Source organism: uncultured Campylobacter sp. (genome assembly GCF_938002845.1).
Taxonomy (GTDB): Bacteria; Campylobacterota; Campylobacteria; order Campylobacterales; family Campylobacteraceae; genus Campylobacter_B.
This window is the reverse complement of record NZ_CALKZP010000039.1, coordinates 11,763-36,330: the sequence shown is the minus strand read 5'-3', so window position 1 is coordinate 36,330 and position 24,568 is coordinate 11,763. Positions and strand designations below refer to the sequence as shown.

At 49.6% G+C, this 24,568-nt stretch carries 26 protein-coding genes; 8 read left to right on the top strand and 18 right to left on the bottom strand.

What is annotated here, in order from left to right; all coding sequences use genetic code 11:
• The first annotated feature begins 16 nt into the window (after window positions 1–16).
• The 4 genes from rpsL to tpx all read left to right on the top strand — a co-directional run bounded on the left by rpsL (window position 17) and on the right by tpx (window position 4,178).
• Window positions 17–391 carry a 30S ribosomal protein S12 gene (gene rpsL / locus Q0224_RS05915; protein ID WP_177386838.1) on the top strand — a complete coding sequence of 125 codons (375 nt, stop codon included), beginning with the start codon at window positions 17–19 and terminating at the stop codon, window positions 389–391.
• A 69-nt stretch (window positions 392–460) separates the two neighbouring features.
• Complete coding sequence (rpsG, locus tag Q0224_RS05910) at window positions 461–931, top strand: 30S ribosomal protein S7 (protein WP_297949852.1); 471 nt, start codon at window positions 461–463, stop codon at window positions 929–931.
• A gap of 9 nt (window positions 932–940) precedes the next feature.
• Window positions 941–3,016 carry an elongation factor G gene (gene fusA, locus Q0224_RS05905; RefSeq protein WP_005872609.1) on the top strand — a complete coding sequence of 692 codons (2,076 nt, stop codon included), beginning with the start codon at window positions 941–943 and terminating at the stop codon, window positions 3,014–3,016.
• 631 nt (window positions 3,017–3,647) lie between these two features.
• Complete coding sequence (gene tpx, locus Q0224_RS05900; RefSeq protein ID WP_297949850.1) at window positions 3,648–4,178, top strand: thiol peroxidase; 531 nt, start codon at window positions 3,648–3,650, stop codon at window positions 4,176–4,178.
• A gap of 576 nt (window positions 4,179–4,754) precedes the next feature.
• Here the strand turns inward: tpx and Q0224_RS05895 are convergent.
• The 6 genes from Q0224_RS05895 to Q0224_RS05870 form a co-directional block, all read right to left on the bottom strand.
• Window positions 4,755–5,498 carry a DUF4272 domain-containing protein gene (locus Q0224_RS05895; protein ID WP_297949848.1) on the bottom strand — a complete coding sequence of 248 codons (744 nt, stop codon included), beginning with the start codon at window positions 5,496–5,498 and terminating at the stop codon, window positions 4,755–4,757.
• Between the two features lie 655 nt (window positions 5,499–6,153).
• Complete coding sequence (locus tag Q0224_RS05890) at window positions 6,154–6,312, bottom strand: hypothetical protein (RefSeq protein ID WP_297949846.1); 159 nt, start codon at window positions 6,310–6,312, stop codon at window positions 6,154–6,156.
• Between the two features lie 59 nt (window positions 6,313–6,371).
• Window positions 6,372–6,518 (bottom strand): hypothetical protein, encoded by a 147-nt coding sequence (locus tag Q0224_RS05885; RefSeq protein ID WP_297949844.1) that lies wholly within the window; start codon window positions 6,516–6,518, stop codon window positions 6,372–6,374.
• A gap of 230 nt (window positions 6,519–6,748) precedes the next feature.
• Window positions 6,749–7,582, bottom strand: a complete 834-nt coding sequence (pepE, locus tag Q0224_RS05880) for a dipeptidase PepE (protein ID WP_297949842.1) — start codon at window positions 7,580–7,582, stop codon at window positions 6,749–6,751.
• A gap of 194 nt (window positions 7,583–7,776) precedes the next feature.
• Window positions 7,777–7,974 carry a hypothetical protein gene (locus Q0224_RS05875; RefSeq protein WP_297949840.1) on the bottom strand — a complete coding sequence of 66 codons (198 nt, stop codon included), beginning with the start codon at window positions 7,972–7,974 and terminating at the stop codon, window positions 7,777–7,779.
• Between the two features lie 38 nt (window positions 7,975–8,012).
• Entirely contained in the window at window positions 8,013–8,315 is a 303-nt protein-coding gene (locus Q0224_RS05870; RefSeq protein ID WP_297949838.1) for a hypothetical protein, read from the bottom strand.
• Window positions 8,316–8,465: 150 nt separating this feature from the next.
• On the opposite strand from Q0224_RS05870, the gene Q0224_RS05865 reads away from it, so the two are divergent.
• A complete protein-coding gene (locus Q0224_RS05865; protein ID WP_297918331.1) occupies window positions 8,466–8,687 on the top strand; it encodes an MGMT family protein in 222 nt (73 codons plus the stop codon).
• Window positions 8,688–9,424: 737 nt separating this feature from the next.
• Here the strand turns inward: Q0224_RS05865 and Q0224_RS05860 are convergent.
• The 4 genes from Q0224_RS05860 to Q0224_RS05845 all read right to left on the bottom strand — a co-directional run bounded on the left by Q0224_RS05860 (window position 9,425) and on the right by Q0224_RS05845 (window position 11,518).
• On the bottom strand, window positions 9,425–9,682 hold the full coding sequence (locus tag Q0224_RS05860) for a methylated-DNA--[protein]-cysteine S-methyltransferase (protein WP_297949836.1): 258 nt from the start codon (window positions 9,680–9,682) through the stop codon (window positions 9,425–9,427).
• A 329-nt stretch (window positions 9,683–10,011) separates the two neighbouring features.
• Window positions 10,012–10,323, bottom strand: coding sequence for a hypothetical protein (locus Q0224_RS05855; RefSeq protein WP_297949835.1), 312 nt, complete (start codon window positions 10,321–10,323; stop codon window positions 10,012–10,014).
• A 45-nt stretch (window positions 10,324–10,368) separates the two neighbouring features.
• Complete coding sequence (locus Q0224_RS05850) at window positions 10,369–10,782, bottom strand: hypothetical protein (RefSeq protein ID WP_297902883.1); 414 nt, start codon at window positions 10,780–10,782, stop codon at window positions 10,369–10,371.
• 16 nt (window positions 10,783–10,798) lie between these two features.
• Window positions 10,799–11,518, bottom strand: coding sequence for a CorA family divalent cation transporter (locus Q0224_RS05845; RefSeq protein WP_297949834.1), 720 nt, complete (start codon window positions 11,516–11,518; stop codon window positions 10,799–10,801).
• Between the two features lie 230 nt (window positions 11,519–11,748).
• Here Q0224_RS05845 and Q0224_RS05840 point away from each other — a divergent pair, with 230 nt between their 5' ends.
• Window positions 11,749–11,892 (top strand): hypothetical protein, encoded by a 144-nt coding sequence (locus Q0224_RS05840; protein ID WP_297949833.1) that lies wholly within the window; start codon window positions 11,749–11,751, stop codon window positions 11,890–11,892.
• A gap of 445 nt (window positions 11,893–12,337) precedes the next feature.
• Here the strand turns inward: Q0224_RS05840 and Q0224_RS05835 are convergent, their stop codons facing one another.
• The 6 genes from Q0224_RS05835 to Q0224_RS05810 all read right to left on the bottom strand — a co-directional run bounded on the left by Q0224_RS05835 (window position 12,338) and on the right by Q0224_RS05810 (window position 19,535).
• A complete protein-coding gene (locus Q0224_RS05835) occupies window positions 12,338–14,545 on the bottom strand; it encodes an endonuclease MutS2 (RefSeq protein WP_297949832.1) in 2,208 nt (735 codons plus the stop codon).
• Window positions 14,535–15,266: a hypothetical protein gene (locus tag Q0224_RS05830; RefSeq protein WP_297949831.1), complete on the bottom strand. Its 732-nt coding sequence runs from the start codon at window positions 15,264–15,266 to the stop codon at window positions 14,535–14,537. The genes Q0224_RS05835 and Q0224_RS05830 overlap by 11 nt, the downstream gene beginning before the upstream one ends.
• A 61-nt stretch (window positions 15,267–15,327) precedes the next feature.
• The gene (gene murC / locus Q0224_RS05825; RefSeq protein ID WP_297949830.1) at window positions 15,328–16,635 is read right to left on the bottom strand and encodes a UDP-N-acetylmuramate--L-alanine ligase; all 1,308 of its coding nucleotides are present in this window, start codon (window positions 16,633–16,635) and stop codon (window positions 15,328–15,330) included.
• A gap of 424 nt (window positions 16,636–17,059) precedes the next feature.
• Window positions 17,060–17,629 (bottom strand): recombination mediator RecR, encoded by a 570-nt coding sequence (recR, locus tag Q0224_RS05820; RefSeq protein ID WP_297949829.1) that lies wholly within the window; start codon window positions 17,627–17,629, stop codon window positions 17,060–17,062.
• A complete protein-coding gene (locus Q0224_RS05815; RefSeq protein WP_297949828.1) occupies window positions 17,626–18,867 on the bottom strand; it encodes an ArsS family sensor histidine kinase in 1,242 nt (413 codons plus the stop codon). Before Q0224_RS05815 ends, recR begins: the two co-directional genes overlap by 4 nt.
• Window positions 18,864–19,535 (bottom strand): response regulator transcription factor, encoded by a 672-nt coding sequence (locus Q0224_RS05810; protein ID WP_005870149.1) that lies wholly within the window; start codon window positions 19,533–19,535, stop codon window positions 18,864–18,866. Before Q0224_RS05810 ends, Q0224_RS05815 begins: the two co-directional genes overlap by 4 nt.
• Window positions 19,536–19,664: 129 nt before the next feature.
• On the opposite strand from Q0224_RS05810, the gene dnaJ reads away from it, so the two are divergent.
• Both dnaJ and Q0224_RS05800 read left to right on the top strand, forming a co-directional pair.
• Window positions 19,665–20,756: a molecular chaperone DnaJ gene (gene dnaJ, locus Q0224_RS05805; RefSeq protein ID WP_297949827.1), complete on the top strand. Its 1,092-nt coding sequence runs from the start codon at window positions 19,665–19,667 to the stop codon at window positions 20,754–20,756.
• Window positions 20,757–21,159: 403 nt separating this feature from the next.
• On the top strand, window positions 21,160–21,600 hold the full coding sequence (locus Q0224_RS05800) for a hypothetical protein (protein WP_297949826.1): 441 nt from the start codon (window positions 21,160–21,162) through the stop codon (window positions 21,598–21,600).
• A gap of 175 nt (window positions 21,601–21,775) precedes the next feature.
• Here the strand turns inward: Q0224_RS05800 and Q0224_RS05795 are convergent, their stop codons facing one another.
• Window positions 21,776–23,191 carry a M48 family metallopeptidase gene (locus Q0224_RS05795; protein WP_297949825.1) on the bottom strand — a complete coding sequence of 472 codons (1,416 nt, stop codon included), beginning with the start codon at window positions 23,189–23,191 and terminating at the stop codon, window positions 21,776–21,778.
• Complete coding sequence (locus tag Q0224_RS05790) at window positions 23,167–24,489, bottom strand: MATE family efflux transporter (protein WP_297949824.1); 1,323 nt, start codon at window positions 24,487–24,489, stop codon at window positions 23,167–23,169. The genes Q0224_RS05795 and Q0224_RS05790 overlap by 25 nt, the downstream gene beginning before the upstream one ends.
• Window positions 24,490–24,568 lie beyond the last annotated feature (79 nt).

The following is a 24,568-nucleotide window of genomic DNA, read 5'->3' as shown; positions in this document are numbered from 1 at the left end:
TTGTGAAAGGAAAGATGTGCCAACCATAAATCAATTGGTCAGAAAAGAGCGCAAGAAGCTTAGCGAGAAATCGAAGTCTCCGGCGCTAAAGAATTGCCCTCAACGAAGAGGAGTTTGCACTAAGGTCTACACCACGACCCCTAAAAAGCCAAACTCTGCGCTTCGTAAAGTTGCCAAAGTAAGGCTTACTAGCGGATTTGAAGTCATCAGCTATATCGGCGGTGAAGGTCACAATCTACAAGAGCACTCCATCGTGCTAGTTCGCGGCGGTCGCGTAAAGGACCTACCGGGCGTTAAATATCACATCGTCCGCGGTGCGCTCGATACTGCAGGCGTTGCGAAACGAACCGTTGCAAGATCAAAATACGGTGCTAAACGACCTAAAAAATAGTTTGGCCTAAACAGACCGGCACTAGATTTTGCCGAGTTTGAGTAAAATTTTAAAATTTGAAGGAATAAAATGAGAAGAAGAAAAGCTCCCGTTAGGGAAGTTATGCCTGATCCGATTTATGACAGCAAAGTAATCACAAAATTTATTAATTCGCTTATGTTCGACGGCAAAAAGAGTGTCGCTACCGATATTATGTACGGCGCCTTAAATTTCATCGACAATAAAGGTGGTGAGAAGAAAGGTATCGAAATTTTTAACGATGCCATCGATAACGTTAAGCCTTTGATGGAGGTAAAATCTCGTCGTGTAGGCGGCGCTACTTACCAGGTTCCGATCGAGGTTAGGCCGGCTCGCCAGCAGGCTTTGGCTATCCGCTGGATCATCTCTTTTGCGAGAAAAAGAAGCGAACGCACGATGATAGAGCGCCTGGCTTACGAGCTTATGGACGCTGCAAATTCTAAAGGCTCTTCATTTAAGAAGAAAGAAGATACCTACAAGATGGCGGAAGCCAACAAAGCTTTCGCGCATTATCGTTGGTAGGAGGGCGTCATGGCAAGAAAAACCCCTTTACATATGGTTAGAAATATCGGAATTGCCGCTCACATCGACGCCGGAAAGACGACTACGAGCGAAAGAATTCTATTTTTTACCGGCATGAGTCATAAGATTGGCGAGGTTCACGAGGGCGCCGCTACTATGGACTGGATGGAGCAAGAGCGCGAGCGCGGCATCACGATCACATCTGCCGCTACCACATGCTTTTGGAATAATCATCAGATAAATTTGATCGACACTCCGGGTCACGTTGACTTTACTATCGAAGTCGAGCGCTCGATGCGCGTTTTAGATGGTGCGGTAGCAGTATTTTGCTCTGTAGGTGGCGTTCAGCCTCAAAGTGAGACCGTTTGGCGTCAAGCGAATAAATACCATGTTCCGCGCATTATTTTCGTAAATAAAATGGACCGCGTCGGCGCAAATTTCTATAATGTCGAACAGCAGGTAAAAGATAGGCTCAAGGCTCATCCAGTTCCTATTCAAATTCCGATCGGCGCTGAGGACGATTTTAAAGGCGTTATCGATTTGGTTACTATGAAGGCGCTCGTTTGGGATGATAGCAAGGGCCCTTCGGCTCCGGAGATCGTTGAAATTCCTGCTGAATTACGAGAAAAAGCGCAAGAGTATCGCGACAAGATGATTGAGGCGGTAGCAGAGACTGATGAAGCTTTGATGGAGAAGTATTTTAACGGCGAAGAGCTAAGCGTAGAAGAGATTAAAAAGGGCATCAAGAAAGGCTGCTTAAGCCTAAGCTTCTTTCCTATGCTATGCGGTACCGCATTTAAAAATAAGGGCGTGCAGCCTTTACTAGACGCGGTCGTAGATTATCTGCCTGCGCCCGATGAGGTGCCTGCGATCAAAGGCCAGTATGAGGATGGCAGCGAGGTTCACGTAAGTTCTACCGACGAGGGCGAGTTCGCGGGCCTTGGATTTAAGATTATGACCGATCCGTTCGTAGGTCAGCTTACCTTCGTGCGCGTATATCGCGGCGTTTTGGAAAGCGGCAGCTACGTCGTAAATACCGGCAAGGGTAAAAAAGAGCGCATCGGACGCTTGCTAAGGATGCACTCGAATAAACGCGAAGAGATCAAAGAGCTTTATGCGGGCGAAATAGGCGCCGTCGTGGGTCTAAAAGATACCCTTACGGGCGATACTCTAGCTAGCGAAAAAGATAAAGTAATTTTAGAGCGTATGGAATTTCCTGATCCCGTTATCAGCGTAGCGGTAGAGCCTAAAACCAAAGCCGATCAAGAAAAAATGGGTATCGCGCTTCAAAAATTGGCGCAAGAAGATCCAAGCTTCAGAGTTGCGACCGACGAGGAGAGCGGACAAACTATCATTTCGGGAATGGGCGAATTGCACCTTGAGATCATCGTAGATAGAATGCTTAGAGAATTTAAAGTAGAGGCCGAGGTCGGACAGCCGCAGGTCGCATATCGCGAGACTATCCGCAAAACAGTCGAGCAGGAGTACAAATACGCCAAGCAGTCGGGCGGTCGCGGTCAATACGGTCACGTATTTTTGCGCCTAGAGCCTTTGGAGCCAGGCACCGGATATGAGTTCGTAAACGATATAAAAGGCGGCGCGATTCCGAAAGAATACATCCCTGCAGTTGATAAAGGCTGCCAAGAGGCGATGCAAAATGGCGTTTTAGCGGGCTACCCGGTCGAGGACGTGCGCGTAACTGTCTATGACGGAAGCTACCACGAAGTCGATAGCTCCGAAATGGCATTCAAACTCGCCGCTTCTATGGGCTTTAAAGAGGGCGCTAGAAAAGCAGGTGCCGTAATCTTGGAGCCTATGATGAAGGTTGAAGTGGAGACCCCAGAGGAGTATATGGGCGACGTCATCGGCGATCTAAACAAACGTCGCGGACAGGTTAATAATATGAGCGAACGCGGCGGCAATAAGATCATCGACGCGTTTTGCCCGCTTTCGGAGATGTTCGGTTACTCGACCGATCTGCGCTCTCAGACGCAGGGTCGCGCGACCTATTCGATGGAATTTGATCACTACGACGAGGTTCCTAAAAACGTCGGCGAAGAGATCATCAAAAAGCGCAACGGCTAAATTTAACGGGCGCTAGGGCGCGGCGATAGCTTTATCGCCAACCCCCGGCGCTTCTTAAATTTTAAAACAGCACTTAAAATTTAACCCGCTTTACGAGCCGAAATTTAAACTCGAACTTTAGCTCCAAATAAATCAATCCATAAATTTTGATTTCTGTAGATTGCAAATTTAGATCAAAAAATTTCAATTAAATTTAAAAATTCAAAACATAACTTAAAATGCGCTAATGATGCCGCGCCCATCGTTTTACTAGAGATTTCTTTCTTTCGCAGAGAAAGCACGCATGTCGCTATATGCTTTGATTTACATTCACGAATAAAATCGCCGCAAGCGGGATCGCAAGTAGGTAAAATTTTACTTTCGACCGCAGCCTTAAGGCGGAGCGCTATCATAGACTTATATCGGATTGTGATCATCAGTGCTTTATGTAAGTCGCGGTATTTTCCGCAGGCGGGTATTTAAATTTCGCCGCCGCTTTACGTCATGAAATTTCATCCTAGCGCGGCGGCTTACGAGCCGATCATATAAGCTGAGCTAGCGCCCGAGTTCACCTTGTTTTCGGATTTAGCAGGCGTTTGCTTTCGCGGGTTATAATGCGCCCGTTTTAAATATTTCAAAATAAAGGAAAATCATGCAACAAACCAAATTACAAGGCGTAAGCGTTAGCCTTTTGGGCAACGAGCTTAAGTTGGGAGATAAGGCGCCTGTGGTTAGCCTGGTCGCGGCCGATCTTAGCGAGGTCAAAGTCGGCGGCGGCACGGGCAAGGCGCAGGTCATCATCGCCGTGCCGTCCCTGGATACGGACGTGTGCGCGACCGAGACGCGCAAATTTAACGAGCACGCTGCGAGTATAAAAAATACCGAGGTTTTCGTGATCTCGATGGATCTGCCGTTTGCCGCGGGCAGGTTCTGCTCGACCGAGGGGATCAAAAATTTACGCGCCCTAAGCGATTTTCGCGATAAGGAGTTTGCACGCGCATACGGCGTACTGATCGCGGACGGCGCGCTTGCGGGGCTAACGTGCCGCGCGGTTTTCGTCGTGGACACCGCAGGCAAGATCGCCTACAAGCAGATCACGGACGACATCGTAGATGAGCCCGATTACGACGCGGCGCTCAATGCGGCGGCGTTTGCGAGCGGAAGCGCTGCGACGCAGAGCTGATGCAATTTCTAGGTCTGCGGTGCACAGACGTTGCCCGCTTAAATTTAGCGGGCTTAAAACACGCGGATGGGCGCCTCGCTCGCCCGCAACTTTAAATTCTAAAATTCCGCGGCGTCCTGAAATTTAGCAGGCCGCGGCTGAAATTTCAGCGGATCTGCGCCCGTGATCCACCTTGCGCAGTTTACAAGAAAAATTTTAAAATTTTAATCCCCAATTGATTCATAAATTCTCACATTCGGTATGCTTTTCGATCCGTCGGCACATATTTTGGATTTAGAAAAAACAGCGCGCGATCGGGTTAAATTTTAGTGCAAAACACAGGCGGCAGTATCGAGAAGCTAGACGAGGCGTGGATGAAATGCGAATGAAATTTGCAATGGGAGCATATATGCAATACGGACCGAGAAAATTTTAGACGCAACGACGTATAGCAAAGCGAGACGACGCGCGCAAAGATAAGGCGCGCTATTTTTCTTTAGACGAGGCGGAAGTGAGCCGAGTGAAGGAGCGTATATTATAATACGTGGCCGAAATTCGGCGAAATTTCCAACGACGTATAAAGGAAAAAAAGGGACGCTAAGTATTCAGGTCGGGATAATCCCACGCATTATATTCATCCGTCAGATTATCGTCCTCCGCCCCCTTGCAGCACAGCCACTCTAACCCGCCGCGTCTCTCCATCACGACCTCTTCATCAAGCCCCGCGCTGTCTGAGCCGTGCACGCGAGCATTGACACACGCCCAGTGGTAGCGGTAGATGAGATCGAGCGCCTGCAGGATTTCATCCGTATCGCGTAGCTTCACGCGCGCCGAAAAATCGCCGCCGCTAAAGGTGTCCATCACAAAGGCGCAGTCGCAGATCTCGCTCGGAAAGCTAAGCTCCTCCACGAGCCCCATGGCCCACATCAGCGCCCACAGCGACTCGTATTTCCAGCCCATATTTACGGCCTCGTCGCGGCTTGCCTCGCCCTGCGTGACGCGGCGCTCCATGCGCGTGAGCTTGTCTATGCAGCCGTAGCGATTATCTAGAAAGCCCTGTACGCCCTGCTTATCCTCATCCGCGAGCTTGCCCTCGTCTCTGATCGAGCAGGCGCACATTATCGCCGCATACGAGCAGATCGCGCGAGCGATGACTTCGTCCTTTTCGCGCGGGGTGACCTCGTCCGTCTCATACCGCAGCGGCAGATGATCGATATACGGCACGCCCTGCGATTTTAAAATTTCGATGCTTATATCCTTGCGTTCCTGCGCGGCCTTGCCGATCTTCGCGGCGTTTGCGCTATTTTTGCCACCTTTTTTGAAAAAATCTGAAAATGCCATGAGCTCTCCTTAAAATTTTAAACGTATTTTAAAACAATCGCGCAAAATTTCAGCTTACGGCGGCGGGACGAATTTTTTAAATTCAAACTCAAACCTCGAGCTTTGCAAATCGAACGTAAATTTCACGCTGCGTTACGAATTTATGCGGCGCCGCGCAGGATCGCCCGTGCCAGTAATGAAGCCTAATGTGGCGTCTGAGTAGATACGTTTATAGTGGCTAAACGCTTAAATTTACAGGCGTTTTAAATTTATAACCCTTTGCGAGCCGTCTGCGGCAAGCGGTGCAAACTAGCGGCGGCGAAGGCGGCTTTGAGATCGTGCGGCTGACGATGCGGCGGAGCGATTTTTTGCTTATATGGACGCCCTTGTGCGAGCGATGCCGCCTTTTCTTGCATAACCGAGCCGTTTGGGCAGGAAAACGATTAAATTCTAAAGTCGCGCGTGATCCAAGCGGTGCCTTTTTTGCGTATACGCCGCCCTTTGCTCGCGCTAGCGGTGCCGCCCGTTTACGGCGTCGTAATATTCGGCAGTTTGTCGTTGTTTAGATCAAATTTTAAAATTTTTACCGTCCGCGCAGCGCTTCGCGTAAAAATAATCTTTGTAAAAAGAAGCGCCGCAGCTAAGCCCGCGACCGATCGCTTCGTCGTTTTCTAGTTTATTTTTGATCGCGGAGAAAATTTTCCCAAGTAGCCGCGCCCGGATTTTTTGCGACGAGTCGCAGCGCGATCATCTCTATAGCTTCTTGCGTTTCTGCTCCGCCCGTGCCTTCTATGATGCTTCGATACATATCGTCGTAAAATACCTTTGCAGGCAATTCGGGCTCTTGCGGCGATTCCAGCGAAATAAAAAATTTTAAGCTTTGCCTCAGGTCGGTTAAGTTTCGGCAGTTACTCGAACCGGTTTTGGCGGCGCCATAGGCGCTCTTTTTTGCAAATATACCGTCCCACCGCAGCCGGCAAGGATGTCCGCGATATACGGAATAAAATCGCCGAGCGGCATAAGAAGGTGGATGTAGGGCATTTTATCTCCTCTTTTAAATTTTACTCTTTATGGCTTCAAGGGTCGCACGCCGCTTTAAATCGATGCTTATCTTTTGACCATGCGTCCACATAAGCAAAACGCGCTTTGCCGAGTAAATTTAAAAGCGGCGCCCGAATTTAGCCGAGCGCCGCAATTAAAATTTAACCGATTTGCGCATTCAAACGAGCAGTGCCGTCTGGCACCTCTCGGTTAAATTTAAGCGGGTGCGATCAATACTTAAACGAGCTGCCCGGCTCGATCAACTTAACCTTTTGTTTATAATTCATCTTTAGCACCGCAGCAGGCCCTAGCACGGTCGCCTTCTCGCCCTCAAGCCAAAACGCCGTACCCTCCGGCATCGCATAAACGGTCGATTTTTGATTAGCGATCAAAAATTCCTCCAGCCTCTCCTCTCTGCTCTCGCCGTTGTGCCCCGCAGGCTTGCCCGAGATGAAGTGCGGATTGATCTGGTACGGGAAGATATTGAAGGTATTAAACGACTCAGGCTCGATGATCGGCATATCGTTCGTCGTCATCATCGTAGCGCCCGCGACGTTCGAGCCCGCGCTCCAGCCGATATACGGCGTGCCGTCCTCGACCATTTTGCTGATTAACGCGATGAGATCGTTTTCATACATATCGTGCACGAGCTTGAAGGTGTTGCCGCCGCCTACGAATATGCAATCCGCGCTCGCGACTTCTTTCGCGGCGTTTTTAGCGTGATGGACGCCGACGATATTTAAGTTTAAGCTCGCAAGCGCCTCTTTGACGCGCTTTTCATATTCGTCGTAGCTCCTGCGAAGGCTTGCGTAAGGGATAAAAACGATTTTTTTGCCCGCGAGGTTGTTCTCCTTCGCAAATTTACCGATCCACGACACCGCGTGCGATAGATACTTCGTGTCTTTGTAGCCCGAGCTTGAGAGCAGCAGCGCTCTTTGCTTGCTATGATCGCGCTTTGAGAGTTTAAACGCCTTTTCGCTCGCAGCTAGTTCGCTCGTACCGAGCATCGCAGCGCCCGCCGCCAAAGCGGCTACCTTTAGTAGGTCTCGTCTTTGATTTTGCATCTTTTCTCCTTTAATCAAAGTTGATATCTGTTTTGAAATTATATTCCTTTACATATAAAGAGGGGCTGAATATTCGGTTTAAATTTCGCTTGCGCGCAGGCCTCGGCAAGGTAAAATTTTAAAACTACTAAATTTTGAAATTTGGCGAGGCACCACGTCGTAAAATTTAAAAGCGCGGCTAAATTTAATAAAATTTACGTTTCGTCTTTCGGGGTATATGAGCCCGTATTGAAAAAATAGCATACCCCAAAAACTATTCCGCAAATCGGCGCTACGATTAAGACGTACAAAAATATATGAGCTGCGGCTCCTTCCAATATTCCGGTAAAAATCAAGGTCGGATATAAAAGCAAAACTATACTGGCAAAATTTTCGATCGTAAAGACCAACAAACTATCTCCTTGATCTTTGATAAAAAGGTTGTGCTGTATCACTTAGTCTTAGTGTATCTTAAAAAGCAGATCGTCGCGCATATAGGCAAAACTATTATCGCGACATCACGAATATCTTTAAAAATTTTAGACGACGATTCTATACCGATATTCGAAAAAAGCAAATCAAGAAAAAACATTAGCATTAGCGAGAAATAGATGGTTGTAGCCGCCGACGAATAATACTCTATAATCACGCGTCTGATAAATCTATGTTTATCGTATCGCTTCTTTAAATTTTCAGGGATAGCGGCAAATTTCTCGTCCAGCTCTTTCGTGTCTGATTGAAATTTCTCGTCCACAGCTCGCTCCTTTTATAAAGCGCTAAATTTTAGAAATTATATCGAATTTAGCGGCGCAAAGTGACTAAATTTAGGTCTAAATTTAAATGCGAAAAAGTATAATCGCGCCATGGTTTTGACGCAAAATTTGTTCTATGAAATTTTACCCTTGTGGGGGAGATCCCCGCGGGCAGGGTCGCTAGCTACGGGCAGATCGCGCTCCTGATCGGGCTGCCCGCTCACTCGCGGCTCGTGGGGCGCGTGCTCTCGCAAGCAGAGCTCTACGGCGACTACCCGTGCCACCGCGTCGTAAACCACGCGGGCGCTTTAGCGGCGAGCTTTGCGGCTCAGCGCGAACTGCTAGAAGCCGAAGGCGTGAAATTTAGAGGCTAGCGCGCCCGTATGAAAAAGCACCGCTGGGAGTGCTAAGACCTAATCGCCGCAGACTGAAGCACGGAATTTGCGGATCGTTTGAAGCGCGAAATTTTGAATTGTTCGCGACATGGAATTTTAATTTATAAAATTTTATATCCGCGCAGGTTTAAGCGGCGTAGCGGCAGCGCTACCGATCGCTAAGAGCCTGCGAGCTTCATTTGTTTGTAGATGCGGCGCAAATCATCATGCGCGAAAAGATAAATTTTATCTTTTTTGCGCGGCGGTTTAAAACGCTAATTCAAGCGGGCTCCTTGGTAATCAGCCCACCGCAGTTTTACGAAGCAGGCGCGACGCCGCCTATTAGTTTTTTCACTGCAGGCTTTGTTGCGCCCGTTTCGGCGCCGCTTGTAGATTTTGGTTATCGCAAATTTTGTAGCGGCCGAACCGACGGCCGATCTGTCCGTCCTCGGTGCGTTAAAATTTTAAATCGATGCGGCTTCTGCGGGAGGCGGAGAAAAGGGGCGAAATTTTAAAATTTACTCAATCCGCTCTTTGAGTGCACCGGTGCGGGACGTTTTGCGGTGCGCCGATTTAAGTTTCGCACGGGGCGCCGTTTCGGCGGCGCAGCTAGGCTTATTTAGCGATACGGCTCACAACGCTTACTGTCCTTTTGGCGGCAGGCCATCTTGCGCGGTTTTGCTATCCGGCTAGCTTTTTAAGCCTTGGGCGCGCTACCAGCCGCTTAAATTGTATTCTTACGGCGCAGTGCTATTTGGGGGCGTGAAAAGCCCTCGCATATCAACGCCCCCTGGCTGCAGTAGCTTTATTTTCCTATCGATGCCGCCCGCGTAGCCCGTGAGGCTACCGTGCGTGCCTACGACGCGGTGGCAGGGGATGATTATCGAGATTTCGTTGTGCCCCACGGCTTGCGCGGGCATCTTCGCTAGCCCGCGTGCTGCGGCAATTTCGCGCGCGATCTGCCCGCAAGGAATTTTAAGTAAAATTTCCCACACGGCGCGCCTAAACGCCGAGCCTACGGGATTTAGAGCGGGCGTAAAACCCGGCTCGCGTCCACTAAAATACAGATCGAGCCAGCGCTTAGTTTGATCGAAAACGGCTAGGTTTTTCTCCTAGGAGTACCCGCTTTGCTCGTTTTGCTCGTTCGCGCAGAATTTTCCGCTCGCGCCTTGCGCCGAAAGATTGGTCGCGAGAGGTTTTTCCCCGCATCATAAGCCGCAAAATCGCGCGTGAAGAATTTTCCGCTCGTTATAAGTGTGTGCGCAGAATTTTAAGTCCGCGCTGTTCGCCGCTTTTGCCGCAAAATCGCTCTTTTTGCTCTTTTTCAACGCCGCAAAATCGCGCTGTGTTTCGCTCGCGCCGTATTGCTCTTTTGCGGCAGATCGGCGCTGCCGCGCTTTTCGTTAGCGGCACCATTCGCTTCTAGCGTGCAGCTTTTCTCGTAGCAACCCTCTCCCGCAGCGGCATCTGTTTTTGCCGCAATATCGTGCGTGCAGAATTTGCCGTCCTTACTGCCCATTGTAAGGGCGTGTGCGTAGTATTTCTCGCCCTCGAACCACAGCCCGCAAAGCCCCGCCTCATCGCCCGCGAGCGTGATTTCGCCAAGCGGCGAGTCGTAATAAGATATAAATTTCATCGTTGCTCCTATTTTACGATTAAATTTAAGCGCTGCAAACAGCGCTTAAATTTCCCAAATTTCTAAAATTCGCGGGCAGATTTTAGCTACGCTTTGCTTAAACTCCGTCTTTTGCGCGCTACTCGGATCGCCAAGGGTTTCAAATTTGCAAAAAAGCTCCGCGATCTTTAGCCAGCTCGCAAGATTTAGATCGAATTTTTTCAAATTTGCTTCGGACAAAAACTCCAGATCATGGTCGTAAAACGCGATCTCGCCGCTAGAGCTTAGCAGCCAAAGATCGCCGCTGCCGCCGTCTGCAAAGATACAAAACTCGCGCAGCAGCCCGCTATCGCCTTCAAAAGGAAATTTTGTCGCATCGTTGCAGAGCGCGATCTCGTACTCTTTCAGCACTCTAAAATCGCCCGCAATCTCCCTGTCGAGGTATCCGCCTAGGATATTTCTTAGCTCGTTTTTATTCAAATTTTATTTCTCCGCTTTAGTTTCGCTTTTTGGCGTAGAGCATAAGAAAGCCAACCATCGCCGCGAAGATCACGCACATCGCAAGCGTCACGATGAGCGTGCCATGCGTCGAGCCGCTTAAAAACAGCCCCGTCGTGTTCATCCCAAAAAAGCTCGTGATGAAATTTAGCGGCATCAGCAGCGACGAGATGATCGTGAGAATGTAGATGTTGCGGCTGATTTTGTCGTTTTTGAGGCCTTGGATGAATTGATAGATATCCTCGATTCTGACGGCGTATTCGCTCATCACGCCCTTGAAAACGCCTGCTTCGTAAGCGTAGTTTTTCAGCCGCTTTTTAAGCGCCGGCTGCTCATTTCCGCAGATGAGCAGCGCCTCGTAAAAATGCGAAATTTTGTTTTGAAATTTGCGGATTTCGTATTTTAGGACAGAGTGCCTTTTCATAAATTTTGAAAAATCGCCGCGGCGCGTGTAGATTTTTTCGTAATTTTCAAGTTCTGCGGAGTGCTCTAAAATTTTATCGCGATACTGCGCGAGGATCTTTTTGACGATCGCGAAAAACTCCGCCTCGCTGCTAAGCCGCACCTCGGCGGCACCCTCCTGCAAATAGATTGCGCCCGCGTCGAAAATAAAGCGGTAGTTTTGCTCGCGCGGCGCATCCGTCACGAAGTATACATACTCGCGATCCTCGGCGTAGTAGTAGCCCGAAACGCTGCGCTTTTCGGTAATCGGGTTCAATGAGACCTCCTTATTCAATCGTTTTAAATTTACGGAATTTCAAAATTTCGCTGCCACTTAAATTTTATCGTATTTGGAATTTCAAAATTCTTTTGCGCTTGGAATTTTAAAATTTTGCGAGCTATAAATTTCGGCTAAATTTTAAAATTTCGCATGCCGTAATTCAACCCCTATTAGAATTTAACGCGAGCCGTAAGGCTCGCACCGCTTAAAGCGTCGTAGGGGGACGGGTGGGGCTTATGGGCGAGCAGAGCAATGCGGTGCTGTGGGACAACGTCGCCTCTGCGAGAAGTGTGACCTCGCAATGGGAGCCCCTTTCCGCCCCAATAGAAACATATCACGGACTAAAATTTAAACGGAATTTCATTTTGTAATAAATTTAAAATTTCTCTATGTAGAATTTGCCTCTAGAATTTGGGGCGTGGCAGCGTTTTCTCTTAAGGGGGAAGGGGCGCTACTTGCGAGGCGCTCCCCTTCCCCCTTAAAATCCCCTAACCCCTGGCACGCTCAAGGGGCGGACTGCGTCCGCGCATTTTTATTTAGCGGCTTACGCCGCATAAAATTTTAGAATTTCAAATTGAGCTCTTGCGTTTTAAATTTTTAAAATCCTAAGTTTAAATTTAAAAGCTTTATAGCTTCGCGGGCGTAAAATTTAAAATTCCGCGGCGAAATTCTACGTTAAAAGCACCCGTGCTTTTGTAAAACCTTGGCGAAGGCATAGATGAAATGGGGCGAATTCCGCGTTGCTAGCATCCGCGTCTGAAGCAAAAAAAACTTTTGAGCCGAAGCTTAGAGCTAAACGAGTCTTGAAATTAAATTCTAAAGCGAGACGACCTTTGAGCCGAAACCACCTTCTGCGGGCGTGCCGTCGCGAAAGCCCTTGACGCTGGGGTGCGATTTTAAAAACTCCTTTACCGCGAACGCGAGCTTGCCAGTGCCGATGCCGTGCTTTACGATGATCTCATCAAAGCCCATCACGAGGCTTTGGCTGATAAATTTATCAAGCCTGCTGATCGCTTCCTCGGCGCGCAAACCGTGCAGATCGAGGCTTAGCGACGCAGAGGCGGGCTTTTGCACCTTGATGCTGATGTTTTTTACGGATGCCGGTGCTGCACCGCTGCGCTTTAGCTCGCTAAGCGGCACGCGCAGCCTGATGCCATCGCTTAGCATCAGCGCCTGGGTTTTGCTGAGCGATAAAATTTCGCCCTTGATCTTGCCGTATTTTACGCGATCGCCCACTTTAAAGCTTTGCGGCTCGGGCGTGCTGAGTTCGGGCTGCTGCACGGCCCGTGCAAGCTCGTTTGCGCGGTTTATGGCGCGCTGCTTTTCGCGCACGTCGCTTAGGCTCACGCTGCGTTTGGCCTCCGAAATTGCGCGGTAGTATTCGTTTTGCAGCCTTGAAAGCTCCGCCTTCAGCTCGCTTTGCGCGCGCTCGCGCTGATCTTTTAGCGCCTCGCTCAGCGCGTCAAGTTTAGCCTCTTTTTGCTGCGTTTGCGCCAGCTTTTGTTTTAACTCAAGCTCTAAATTTATCGCTTTTGAGATCGCTTCGTTTAAATTTTCTTTGTTTTCGCCGTAGTTTTTGCGCGCCGCGGCGATCAAATTTTGCGCTATGCCGTAGCGCAGTGCGGTTTCAAAGGCGTAGGATTTGCCGATCGTGCCCTTTAAAAACTCATATTTGGGCGCGCTGTTTTTCTCGTCGTAAAGCGCCGCCAGCAGCTCTACGCGCGGATCCTTCGCGAGCAGCATCGCTAGGCGCTTGTGATGGGTGGTGATGATCATCTTCACGTCGCCGTTTATCAGCTGCTCGATCATCGCGCCGTATAGGCTCGCAGCCTCCTCAAAATCGGTACCCAGCTCGATCTCATCGACGCCGATTAGAATTTCTTTGCGCCCGAATAGCTTGCTAAAGGCAACCATCCTGCCCGCGAAGGTCGAGATGTCGTTTTTGGAGTTTTGAGGATCCTCCATTATGAGCTCGAACTCTTTAAAGGTGCCGATGCGGCTGAGGCTTGCGCGAATAGGCATCGGAAGGAGGTATTTGGCTAACAGCGCCGCGCTTAGAATACTTTTTAAAAGCATAGATTTTCCGCCCGCATTCACGCCGGTAATGAGCAGAATTTTGCCGCTAAACTCCACGCTTACGCGCTTTGGATTTTTAAGCGCGGGGTGGGCGAAGCTATCTAGGACGATGTCGCGCGAGGGCCCCGGCAAGACGAACTCGTAATCGCTCGCTCTTGCCATCGCGGCGCGCGCAATCAGCGCATCGATCGTATCGAAGGCGGCGTTTATAAATTTTAAAAAAGCTAAATTCTTATTGAAAACGGCGCTGATCTGCTTGCAGTGCTCGAAAACGATCTGCTCCTTTTTATCCAAAATCGCGCTTTGAGCGGATTTCAGAGCCGCGATCGCGTCTGGAAGCACGTAAAAATAGCCTCCGCTTGAGCGCGCTACGACGCTGCCTTTTAGCACGTGGTTGAAGCCGCCGCGCACCAGCAGAGCCTCGGTGTCGCTTATGTAGTGGATCTGCGTGTCGGCGAGATAGGGCGAAAGGGCTTTGGAATAGATCAGCCTTTTTAGCGTCTGCTCGATCTCGCCCTTTTTTATCTTAAACGCCTCGTTCAGCGCGCCGAAGCGCTCGTCTATCGCGTCGCGAAAGCCGCCCTGGTCGTCGAAATAATCCTTTAATTGCGCGATGGGCGCAGGAATTTCGATCTTTGCAAGCCAAGCGGCGAGTTTACCCTCAAAAGGCTGCTTTTTTAGATACGCAAAGTAGCGAACGATCTTGCTAAACTCGTAAATTTCGCTGATATGCAGCACGCCGTGCTTTGAGATGCGCATCAGCGCGTCGTCTAGGTTCGCGACGCTCTCGCACTGCGCCAGATCAAATTTCGTAAGCTCTGAAATTTTTTCAAAATTTAGCTTGCTGTCGCCGCTTAAAAACAGCGGCTTTTCGCGCGCCAAAAAGCTTTTAAATTTCGCTAGATACTCGCTCAAATCGAGGCGCGTAAAGAGTTCGTCACTGATCATAAACGCACTCTTTAATCTTGTAGGTTTTGCCTTTAAACTCCGCGCCCGCACTTTTTTTGGCGATGAAAGCGCCCATCGAAAAGGAGTAGGTGAAGCTCTCTCGCGTAACGATCTGCGCGGAGCCTTGGGGATCGGAGATTTGTGTGTTGCCTCGTTGCGCTGAATTTTGTGAGGCAGAGCTTCGCGTACTTCCTTGGCTCGCGGAATTTTGCTGCATGCGATTCTGCGTATCGTTCTGCTGCGTAAAATTTTGCGAAGTAGGGCTTTGTGCGGGATTTTGCCCGTCCGAGACGGCGCCGCTAGTTTGCGGGGAATAGTTTTGCTCAGCGGAAGCCTGCTCGTTCGTTTGCGCGGTTGAACTTTGTGCGGCAGAAGCGACCCCGCCTTGCGCGTTTAAATTTGCTTCATCGACTTGCGAGCCCAAATTTTTCGCATCTGCGCCGTGTTTTTCGGGAGAGGAATTTATAGAGCCGCGCGTTTCAGAAGCGAAATTTATCGCGCCGCCGCATCTTAATCTGGCGCCTGCGTTAAATTTAAACACCATCTCCTCCTCAAGCTTGGCGGAGCGCTCGCTCGCGCTTTCGTAAAAATACGCCGCTGCGCACAGCAGCACGATAAGCGCCGTGGCGATGATTTTAGCTCTTTTGCTTAAAATTTCGTCCCGCACGAAAAAGATCGCCACGATAAATAAAAACGCGAAAATAAACACCAAAAATCTCAAATTTTATCCTTGCCCGCCCGTAGCGGAGTTTGTCTAATAAATTTGGCGAGAGCTTTCAAGCTTAAAATTCTCCGCGCAGCTGATAGGTGATGTCGCCTGCGCCAAATCCGATCACGAGCCCGTCGTTTATGATGTGGCGGACGCCGAAAATATCGCTAAATTCTATCCGCTCGCCGTTTCTAAAGACCCGCTCGGTAAATAGCGCTCCGAGCCCCTTAAACTCCTCTTTCAGATCGATGCCGTTGCTAGGCTCGCCAGCGGCGTAAACGGGCAGTACGACTAACTCCTCCACGCCCGCAAAGCACTCTTTAAAAGCGTTTAAATTCGCCTTAAGCCTGCTGAAGCGGTGCGGCTGAAAGATCGCCGTGATCTTGCTAAGACCTAGCAAGCTAGCGTATTCGCGCGCGCTTTGCAGCGTCGCTCTGATCTCGGTGGGATGGTGGCCGTAGTCGTCGATGAGCACGAAGTTTGGGGTGGCGCACAGGATGTCGAAGCGCTTTTTGATCCCCTTGTAATTTAGCAAATTTTTACGGATCTGCTCTAGCCCCGTCTCGCACGCCGCGGCTAGGATCGCTAGCGACGCATCGATCGCGATGTGCCTTCCGAGCCCGTAAACCTCGAAGCGTCCGAGCTCTTTAAGATTAAAGCTCATAAAGGGCTGATGATCGCGTAGCAGCACCTTTAGATCCGTTATGTCGCGCGAAGGAAAGAGCTTGATACAACCGAGCTTAATCGAGCTTAAAAACTCGTCTTCGGCGTTTATCACGCGGATCTTAGCGCGCTCCAAAAAGCCGCGATACGCCGCGTGAAATTTATCCAAATCGTTGTCGTAATGATCCATATGCTCGGGCTCGGCGTTGGTCACGACCGCAACGTAGGGGTTGGAATTTAAAAAGCTAGAATCGCTCTCGTCGGCTTCGAAGATGATATTTTCGCTGTTTTCATATTTCATATTCGAGCCGAACTGCTTGGAGATCGCGCCGATGATAACCGAGCCGTCTATTAGCGCCGAGGTTATCGCGCTCGTGGTGCTTTTGCCGTGCGCGCCGGCGACTGCGAAGACGCGTTTGTCTTTTAGCACGAAGGGCAGGGCCTCCTTGCGCGAGAGGCAGACGATCCCTTTTTTGCGCGCGGCTTGCAGCTCGACGTTGTCCTCTTTGATCGCGGCGGAGTAGATGACGATCTCCTGATCTTTGATCGCCGAAGCGTCGTGTGGAGTGATGATCTCCATGCCGTCCGCTCTTAGCTTGTAGGTCGTTTCGCTCTCTTTGATATCCGAACCTGAGATGATAAAATTTTTCTCGTGTAAAAATCTCGCTAATGCCGATATCCCTATGCCGCCGATGCCGATAAAATGAACCTTTTTCACCTTTGTCCTTAAATATTATAATGGAAAATTACGTTTAAATTTTTAAATCCCGCGTCTGCGAAATTTAAAAATTTAAACCATTCCGCGCCTTGAAATTCTCCTTTAAATTTTACGAGCTCGCAGCGTCGCGCAACCCCGTATCGCTACTTTCGAAAGCGCTTTTAAAATTTGAACGCTCGAAATTCCGCGCTCAAAACTCCGCTTTGAAACGGAGTGCTTAAATCTTACGGCTCAAACTCGCCGTTAAAATTTAGAAGCGAGCAGGGCGCTGCCGCGCATGCCGCATCGTATCGCGCACCGAAGCCGCGTAAATTTTAATAAATTTCATCGCGTTCATCGCACGTCCACTATTTAAATTTACGCCTCAAATTTCGCCGCTTTGCGCTTTAAATTTAGCCGCTAAATTTAAAATTTCGTCGAAATTTTAAATATCGGTGCGCCCGTTGATCGCCTTTATTAGCGAGAGCATATCGACGTTGTCTAAGCTTACGCCCGTAGGCACGCCTTGAGCGAGCTTGGTAAATTTCAAGCTTAGATCCGCGAGCTTGTCCTCGACGTAGAGCATGATCCCGTCGGAGTTGATGCCTGGCGTCAGCGCAAATATCAGCTCGCTCGCGCCGTTTTGGCTCACCATCTCGCGTAGCGCCGCGATTTTATCTTCGTCAGCGGCGTCTAGCACGAAGTAGCGACCGTTGTAAATTTTATTACTCTCTAAAATAAAGATATCTTTTGGGTTTTCGACGATGCAAATTTTATCGCTTTCGCGCTCGTCGTCGGCGCAGTATTCGCAGATCTCGCCCTCGCATACCGCTCCGCAGATGTGGCATCTGTGCAGTCCGCGCACCGCCTCCTCGATATTGTGCGCTAAATTTAGCCCTAGGAAGGAATTTTGCACGCTTACGTAGTAGGCAAAGCGCAGGGCGGATTTTTTGCCCACGCCCGGAAGCTTTTCAAAGCTCGCGACGAGCTCTTCGAACCTATCTGTGCCGCTCATATGGCGCCTTTCGGCGAAAAGACGATCGAGAAGTAGTGTGTGCCGTCGCTGTAATTGTACTCGAAGCGGAATTTATGCAGCTCGCAAATTTTATCGATGATGTAAAGCCCAAGCCCCATGCCGGTGGCTTTCTCGTCTTTATTTCTAATGAAAGCCTGCTTATAGTGCTCGAATGATTTTGCAAGCGCTGCGCCGCGGTTGGCGACACTTACTTTATTTTCGTCGCAGATGATGCGGACTTTTTTATTGCTGGAGTATTTTAGGGCATTGTCGATTAAATTTTTAATCGCCAGCGCAAATAGCCCGAAATCCACGTTTATCACCGCATCGCACTCGATATCTGTGCTAATGAGCTCGTCCCAATTATCGAGCATCGACATATCTTTTACTTGCTCTAAAATGAGGCTGAAATGATAATCCTGATAGTTGAGCGAGTAGCTTTTTGAGAGCAGCTGCTCGATTTTGGCAAACTCGTTGATTAAAATTTCAAGCCGCTCAAAGACATTTACGAGCCGCACCTTTTGTGTTTCGTCATCTAGCATCTCAGTGATGAGCCTGCCCTTGCCGATCGGGGTTTTGAGCTCGTGCATGATGGTGCGTAAAAACAGCTGGCGCGAGCGGATCAGCTCTTGAATTTTGGCAATCGCGTTGTTAAATTCCTGCGCGACCTGCCCGATCTCATCCTCGCTATGCGCGGCGGCTAAATTTACGTCTAAGTTGCCCTGGGCGAATTTTTTGATATTTTTGCTTAGTTTTTTTAACGGCGTGAAGCTTCGCACTATTGATAGATAAAGTGAGATCAAAACCGCCATCGTAAGCAAAAACCCGACCCAAAGCGGATCGTTTAAATTCTTCGTGCCAAGGCTTTCGAAAACCACGACGAAAGAGTTGTTTTTTATATTTAAAAACAGCGAATTATTATACTCGACCGAGCTAAACTCGCCAATAGAGGTGTCTTGAACGAAAAAAATTTTACCACTCGTGATGATGTTTTGGATGATATTTTTGTCTTTTACAAGTTCCAAGCCATAGCTGGAGAAGTAGCGCTCAATATCGCTGGGAGGGGCGTTGCGCTTGTATAGCTCAAGTAGATTATTGACCGCGTTTATTTGATTAGCCTGCATGCTGCCTAGAGCTCTATTCATCTGCATCCGTGCGAACGTGATGAAAAGCACGCAGACTAAGATGATCGCGATTACAAAAAAAACCGAAATTTTGGTGATTAATGAGTGCTTCATCCGATGAGCTTGTAGCCGATACCGCGAACCGAAAAGATATGCTTAGGCGCTTTGGAACTGTCGCCGATCTTGGTGCGTAGGCGCCCGATGATGACGTCTAGGCTCTTTGAGTCCTTATCTTTTAGGCTCTTGCAATGGTATACGAGCTGCTCGCGAGATACCGAAAAGCTATGCTGCTTGATGAGGTATTCTAAAATTTCATACTCCGCAGGCGTTAGCACGAGCGACTCTTCGCCGAAGTAAATTTCATGGCGCTTGTCGTCGATACGAAATACGCTATCTGTGGCGGTTTCTTCCTTTTCGCTGGCTTTTTTGTAGCGGCGAATTAAGCTCATGATGCGCGCGTGCATCTCTTTTGGATCATAAGGCTTCGGTAGATAATCGTCCGCGCCGATCTGAAGGCCTACGACGCGATCGCTTACGTCGCTTCTAGCCGAGCTGATAATGATCGGAATGTCGTATTTCTCGCGGATCTCTTTGCAGACCTCAAGTCCGTCCATCCCAGGAAGCGTAAGATCTAAAATCAGCAGATCGTAGTTTTTGATCCCAGCGCTAATGCCCAGATACGGGTCTTCAAAGTTTGTAACTTGGATGTTAAATTTAGCCAGATATTCGGTTAGAAGCTGTGCAAACTCGCTGTCGTCTTCTATCATCAATACATTTATCATTTTTTATCCTTTGCATCGTTGATTTGAAATTTTAAATATTGCATTATACATAAAAATAGTTAAGTCTTAACTTGCGTTTTATTAAATTTAGATAAAATTGCCCCTTTTGTATAGTTCAAGGAGAATTTCGTGGAAGAAGATTATTATGAAATTTTAGGCGTGGCGCGCGATGCCGACGCCGAGACGATAAAAAAGGCGTTTCGAAAGCTCGCTTTGCAATTCCACCCCGACCGCAACCAAGGCGACAAGGAGTCGGAGGAGAAATTTAAAAAGATCAACGAAGCGTATCAAATTTTAAGCGACGATCAAAAGCGCAGGATGTATGATCGCTACGGCAAAGAGGGCATCAGCGGCGCATACGGCGGCGCGAGCGGCGGAGGGTTTGATTTCGGCTCCATTTTCGGCGATTTTTTCGAGCAAGCATTTGGCGGAGGCGGTCGCTCACGCCCTAGCGATCCATACGGCATAGATACCGAGCTGGCCGTAACGCTGGAGTTTAAAGAGGCTTTAGAGGGCGTTCACAAGGAGATAAAATACAAGATCAAAAAGCCGTGCTCCACCTGCGACGCCACCGGCTCGAAGGATAAAAAGAAGCACACTTGCTCCGCTTGCGGCGGCACGGGGCGCGTCGCTGTAAGGCGCGGATATATGAGCTTCATCCAAAGCTGCTCCGAATGCGGCGGCACGGGCGAGATCGTAAAAGACAGGTGTAAGGATTGCGGCGGCAAGGGCTTTACCGAGGAGGACGTGAGCCTTAAATTTGACATTCCCGCAGGTATCGACGACGGACAGCGCGTGCGCCTAAGCGGCAAGGGCAACGTTTCTAAAACCGGCGAGATCGGGGATCTGTACGTGATAGTGCGCGTGAAGGAGGATAGCCACTTCCTGCGCGACGGAGACGACCTGTATATCGAGGTGCCGGTGTTTTTCACGCAGGCGATTTTGGGCGAGAGCATCGAGGTGCCGACGCCGCGCGGCAAGGCGGAGCTGAAACTAAAAGTAGGCACGAAGGACAAGCAGCGCTTCACGATCTACGGTGAGGGCGCGCCGAATATCCGCACCAAGAAAAACGGCGATCTGATCGTGCAGGTAAACGTCCAAACCCCTAAAAAATTAAACGAGAAGCAAGAGGCGCTTTTGCGCGAGCTTCAAGAAAGCTTCGGCAGTAAGGGCGGAGACGACGAGGGGATACTCGATAAAATCAAGAATTTTTTCAAGTAATTTGCCTTGATTTGCCTTGATTTGCCTTGATCTGCCTTGATCTGTTTTGCGCGGCGATTGTTTAAACTTTAGCTTGGCGGGCTGCGGAATTTTAAATTTAGCCGCTGCCTGTTTGGCTCTCCCCGCTGCTTGTTTGGTCGCTCGCTAGCCGTAGTTCATTTGATCGTAGCTTGCTTGATCTTCGCTCACTGCTTCATGTGATTAGCGCCTATCGTTTAGCTGCCGTTTGCCAAGCGTCGTCTGTCTGATCGCTATAAACACTGCGCGGCGACTTTATAGGGCAATGCTTGCGAGTAGAATTTTATCCGCGTGCGGCGGTCTTTGAATGCTACTGCGACGTTAAACGAAGGCTCGGAGCGGTTCGCGCGCCGTAAAAGCGACTACAAATTTAAAAAGGACGAAAATGGATCGCAAGAACGGACCTGCGAATTTCAGATCCGCAGATGATGAGATGTTTGCGTTTTTATCGAGCTTGGGCGATCGCTGGCAGGTGAGCGAGGGCGGAGTAAAATTTATAGAAGAAAATTTCGCCTTCATCGGCTCCAAGCCCGTCTTGCGGGGTTTGAAAGATTACGCGACCGCGGACTGCCTGAGCTTTGCTGATGCTAAGAGCTTCATAGACGCAAACCCCGCGGTAAAAGCGAGGATTTTGAGCGGCGAAATCTACTATCTGGGCGATAGTCTAACGAGCGCCGAGGTTAAATTTGTGCCCGAATACTTTCACGATTTTTTAAAATTTATAATGGAGCAGGTCCCCGAACACCACTATTTTTTCAGCCCTACCGCGCGCTGGCTTCTGCTGGTTGCCATGGAGAAATACGTGGAATTTGCGGCTTTAGATTAGCGTTTTGGCCCGAGAAAATTTGCGAAATTTTACTTCGCCTGTATCGCACGAGTTCGGGCGGGTTGCGCGGCTACGGCGGGGCGAAAGAGGAGTGAAAGATCGGTTGAAATTTATCGACTGCGGCAAGAACCGCGACGCAGCGGCGTGAAATTTAAACGAGCGCCCCGTTCGCGAACTAGCCCTTGCCTAGCTTGATACGTGCTCTAAAATCGGGCATGATCTGCGCGATGAGCGCGTAAAAATCCGCTCCGTGGTTTGCATGGATGAGGTGCGCGAGCTCGTGCAGCACGACGTATTCGACGAAGCGCGGATCCCGCTCTATCAGGCTTAGCGAGAAGTTGAGATAGCCCTTGGCGTGGTTGCAGCTGCCCCAGCGCGTATGCATTTTGCGCACCCGTACGCGCGCGATTTTGCGACCTATTCGCGGGGAAAATTTCTCGATATAGCGTAGGTAAAGCTCAAGCGCAAAGGCCTTTTTAAACGCCGTAAACTCACCCTCGCTCTCGCAAAAGATCACGTCTCGTGAGATAAAAATTTTATCTTTAAATTTAGAGCTTTGGATAAAATTTTTGATCGTAAAATCGGGCTCGTCGCACTCGATTTCTGCCGCTTGCGTGCTTTGTGCTACATTTTGCGGCACGTTTTCGCTCGCGGATTTTGAAATTTTTTCGCCCGAGACCGAAATTTCTTCACTCACGACAGAGCTAAAATTTGAAATTTCTCCGCTTGCAACGGGTTTAAAATTTGAAATTCCATCCCTTACGGCAGGGTCAAATTTTAAAATTTTGCCCTTTGCGGTAGGATTAAATTTAAAATTTTCGCCGCCTTTCAGGCTTGCGTCCTCTCGTGCGAGATTAAATTCCAAATCCCCATTTTGCAGGTCGCACCCGTCCGAGTGAAATTTAAAAATCTCGCCGCAGGATTGCTCGAAAACATTTTGCGCGGCTGTATCTATAAATCCGCCGCTTTGTCGCACTCCGCTCTGTTGCGCTAGCCCCTGCGCCGCATCGCCAGGTAGGTCAAATTTCAAATTCTCGCTCGCCGCGCCATTTTGCGAGGCGCACTCGCCCGAGTGAAATTTTAAAATTTCACTTGCCGTGCCGCCGCCCGCACCGTAATTCATGCCGCCCGTGCCGTTATTTGCGCTGCCGCCCACATAGCCGCCTGTACTGCTACCGCTTATGCCTGCGCCGCTTTGTAAATGAGCTGAATTTACGCTGCCCGCGTGACTATTCGTATCGTCATTCGCCCAGTTCACCCAGCCTCGCGTGCCGCCATTGTCTAAATTTTTATTCGCGCCGCAGTTTGTACTGAGCTCAGCCTCGCGGCTAAATTTCAGCTTGTAAATTTTGCCTAAAATTCTAACCTCGTCGCTTGCTAAAAGTTTGCTTCGCAGCCGCTCTAGCGTCCGGCGGATCCAGCTTTCGTGCTTTAGGATGAAGTCTTTCGCTTGCGCCGCAGTGTAGGAGCGCGGTACGCTCACGCTGATTTCGCAGTCCTTGCTAATGCGGATGCGCGCGTATTTCATCCGCTTAAAACGCAGACTGATCGGCAGGCCCAGTAAATTTAGACTAACTTTTTGCTCTGCCATTTTTTACTTATCCATCGCGCCGTATTCGCGCTGCCGCGCAGCCACTCGTCGCAGAAAAACCCGATCCAAACGCCCAAAATTCCATATCCCAAATGGATACCCAAAAGCCAGCCCACGGGGATCGAGACACCCCACATAAAGATCACGCCCATCGCAAAGGGAAACCTCGCGTCGCCGCTTGCGCGCAGGGCGTTTACGAACACGATATTAAGCGTCCGTCCGAACTCAAGTCCCAGCGTGAGGTAAAAAAGCGGCCGCATGACCTGCTTGTGCGCCTCGTTTAAGCTCAACATCTCCATGATCTGCTCGCGCGCTAAAAACACTATCGCGACGAAAAGCGCCGTCGCTCCAAGCCCAAAGCGCAGCGCGGTAAATGTATGCCTATACGCCTCCTGCGGCTTGGCGGCGCCTACGAGGCGGCCTACGATCACTTCGTTTGCCATACTGATCGCGCTTCCGCCGAAGAAGATGAATGATGAAATTTGAAAATAGATCGTCTGCACGGTAAGGCTCGCCTCGCCCATGCTCGCGACGAAGGCGAATGCGACCAGATACTGCACGATCCACAGCATGTTTTCGCCCGCGCTCGGAAGCCCTACGGATAGAATTTTGCGCAGCGTAGCGAACTGGATCTTTAAAAACATCGTGAGGTAAAATTTTATCTTTAGCACCTTCGTGATGATGAGGAAGAATAAACATACGCCGATCATGCGCCCTGCGATGGTGCTTACGCCGATGCCTTCAAGCCCGTAGTACGGCAGTCCGAACGGCCTAAATAATACAACGTAGTTGCCCGCGAGAGTTACTAGATTCATCACCACGGAGACCGCGATAATGAAATTTGCGTATCCGTAAACGCGCACGATGGCGCTAAGCACGATCGCGACGGCGTCTATCGCAAAGACGATGCTGATGACCTTAAGATAGATCGCGCTTTCGCTCAAAAGCTCGGCGGGCACCTGCAGCGCGTGCAGCAAAAACGGCGCGCAGCTAAAGACGAAAACACCGCTGCAAAGCCCCACTAGCGCGTTGAATGCGATGCTCGTGTGGATCGCGCACATGGCTAGGACTTTGTTTTTCGCCCCCAGCGCCTGCGCTACGAGTACTGAGCAGCCCACGGCGAGGAAGCCGAAAACGGTGACGAAGAGCAAAAATATCTCGTTGCCCGCCCCAAGAGCGCCTACTAGCGAGACGTCCACACGCGAAATCATGTAGGTGTTGATAAACGTGGTTACTAGGCGCAAAAACATATCGACGTAGATTGCGAGCGAGAGCCTTAGCAGCGAGATTTCTTTCATATTTTGCCTTTATTTGGGGGAAATTGTAGCCGAAAAATCTTTTAGGTTTGCTTTTGCGCAGGGGGGGGGCAAGCGGAGT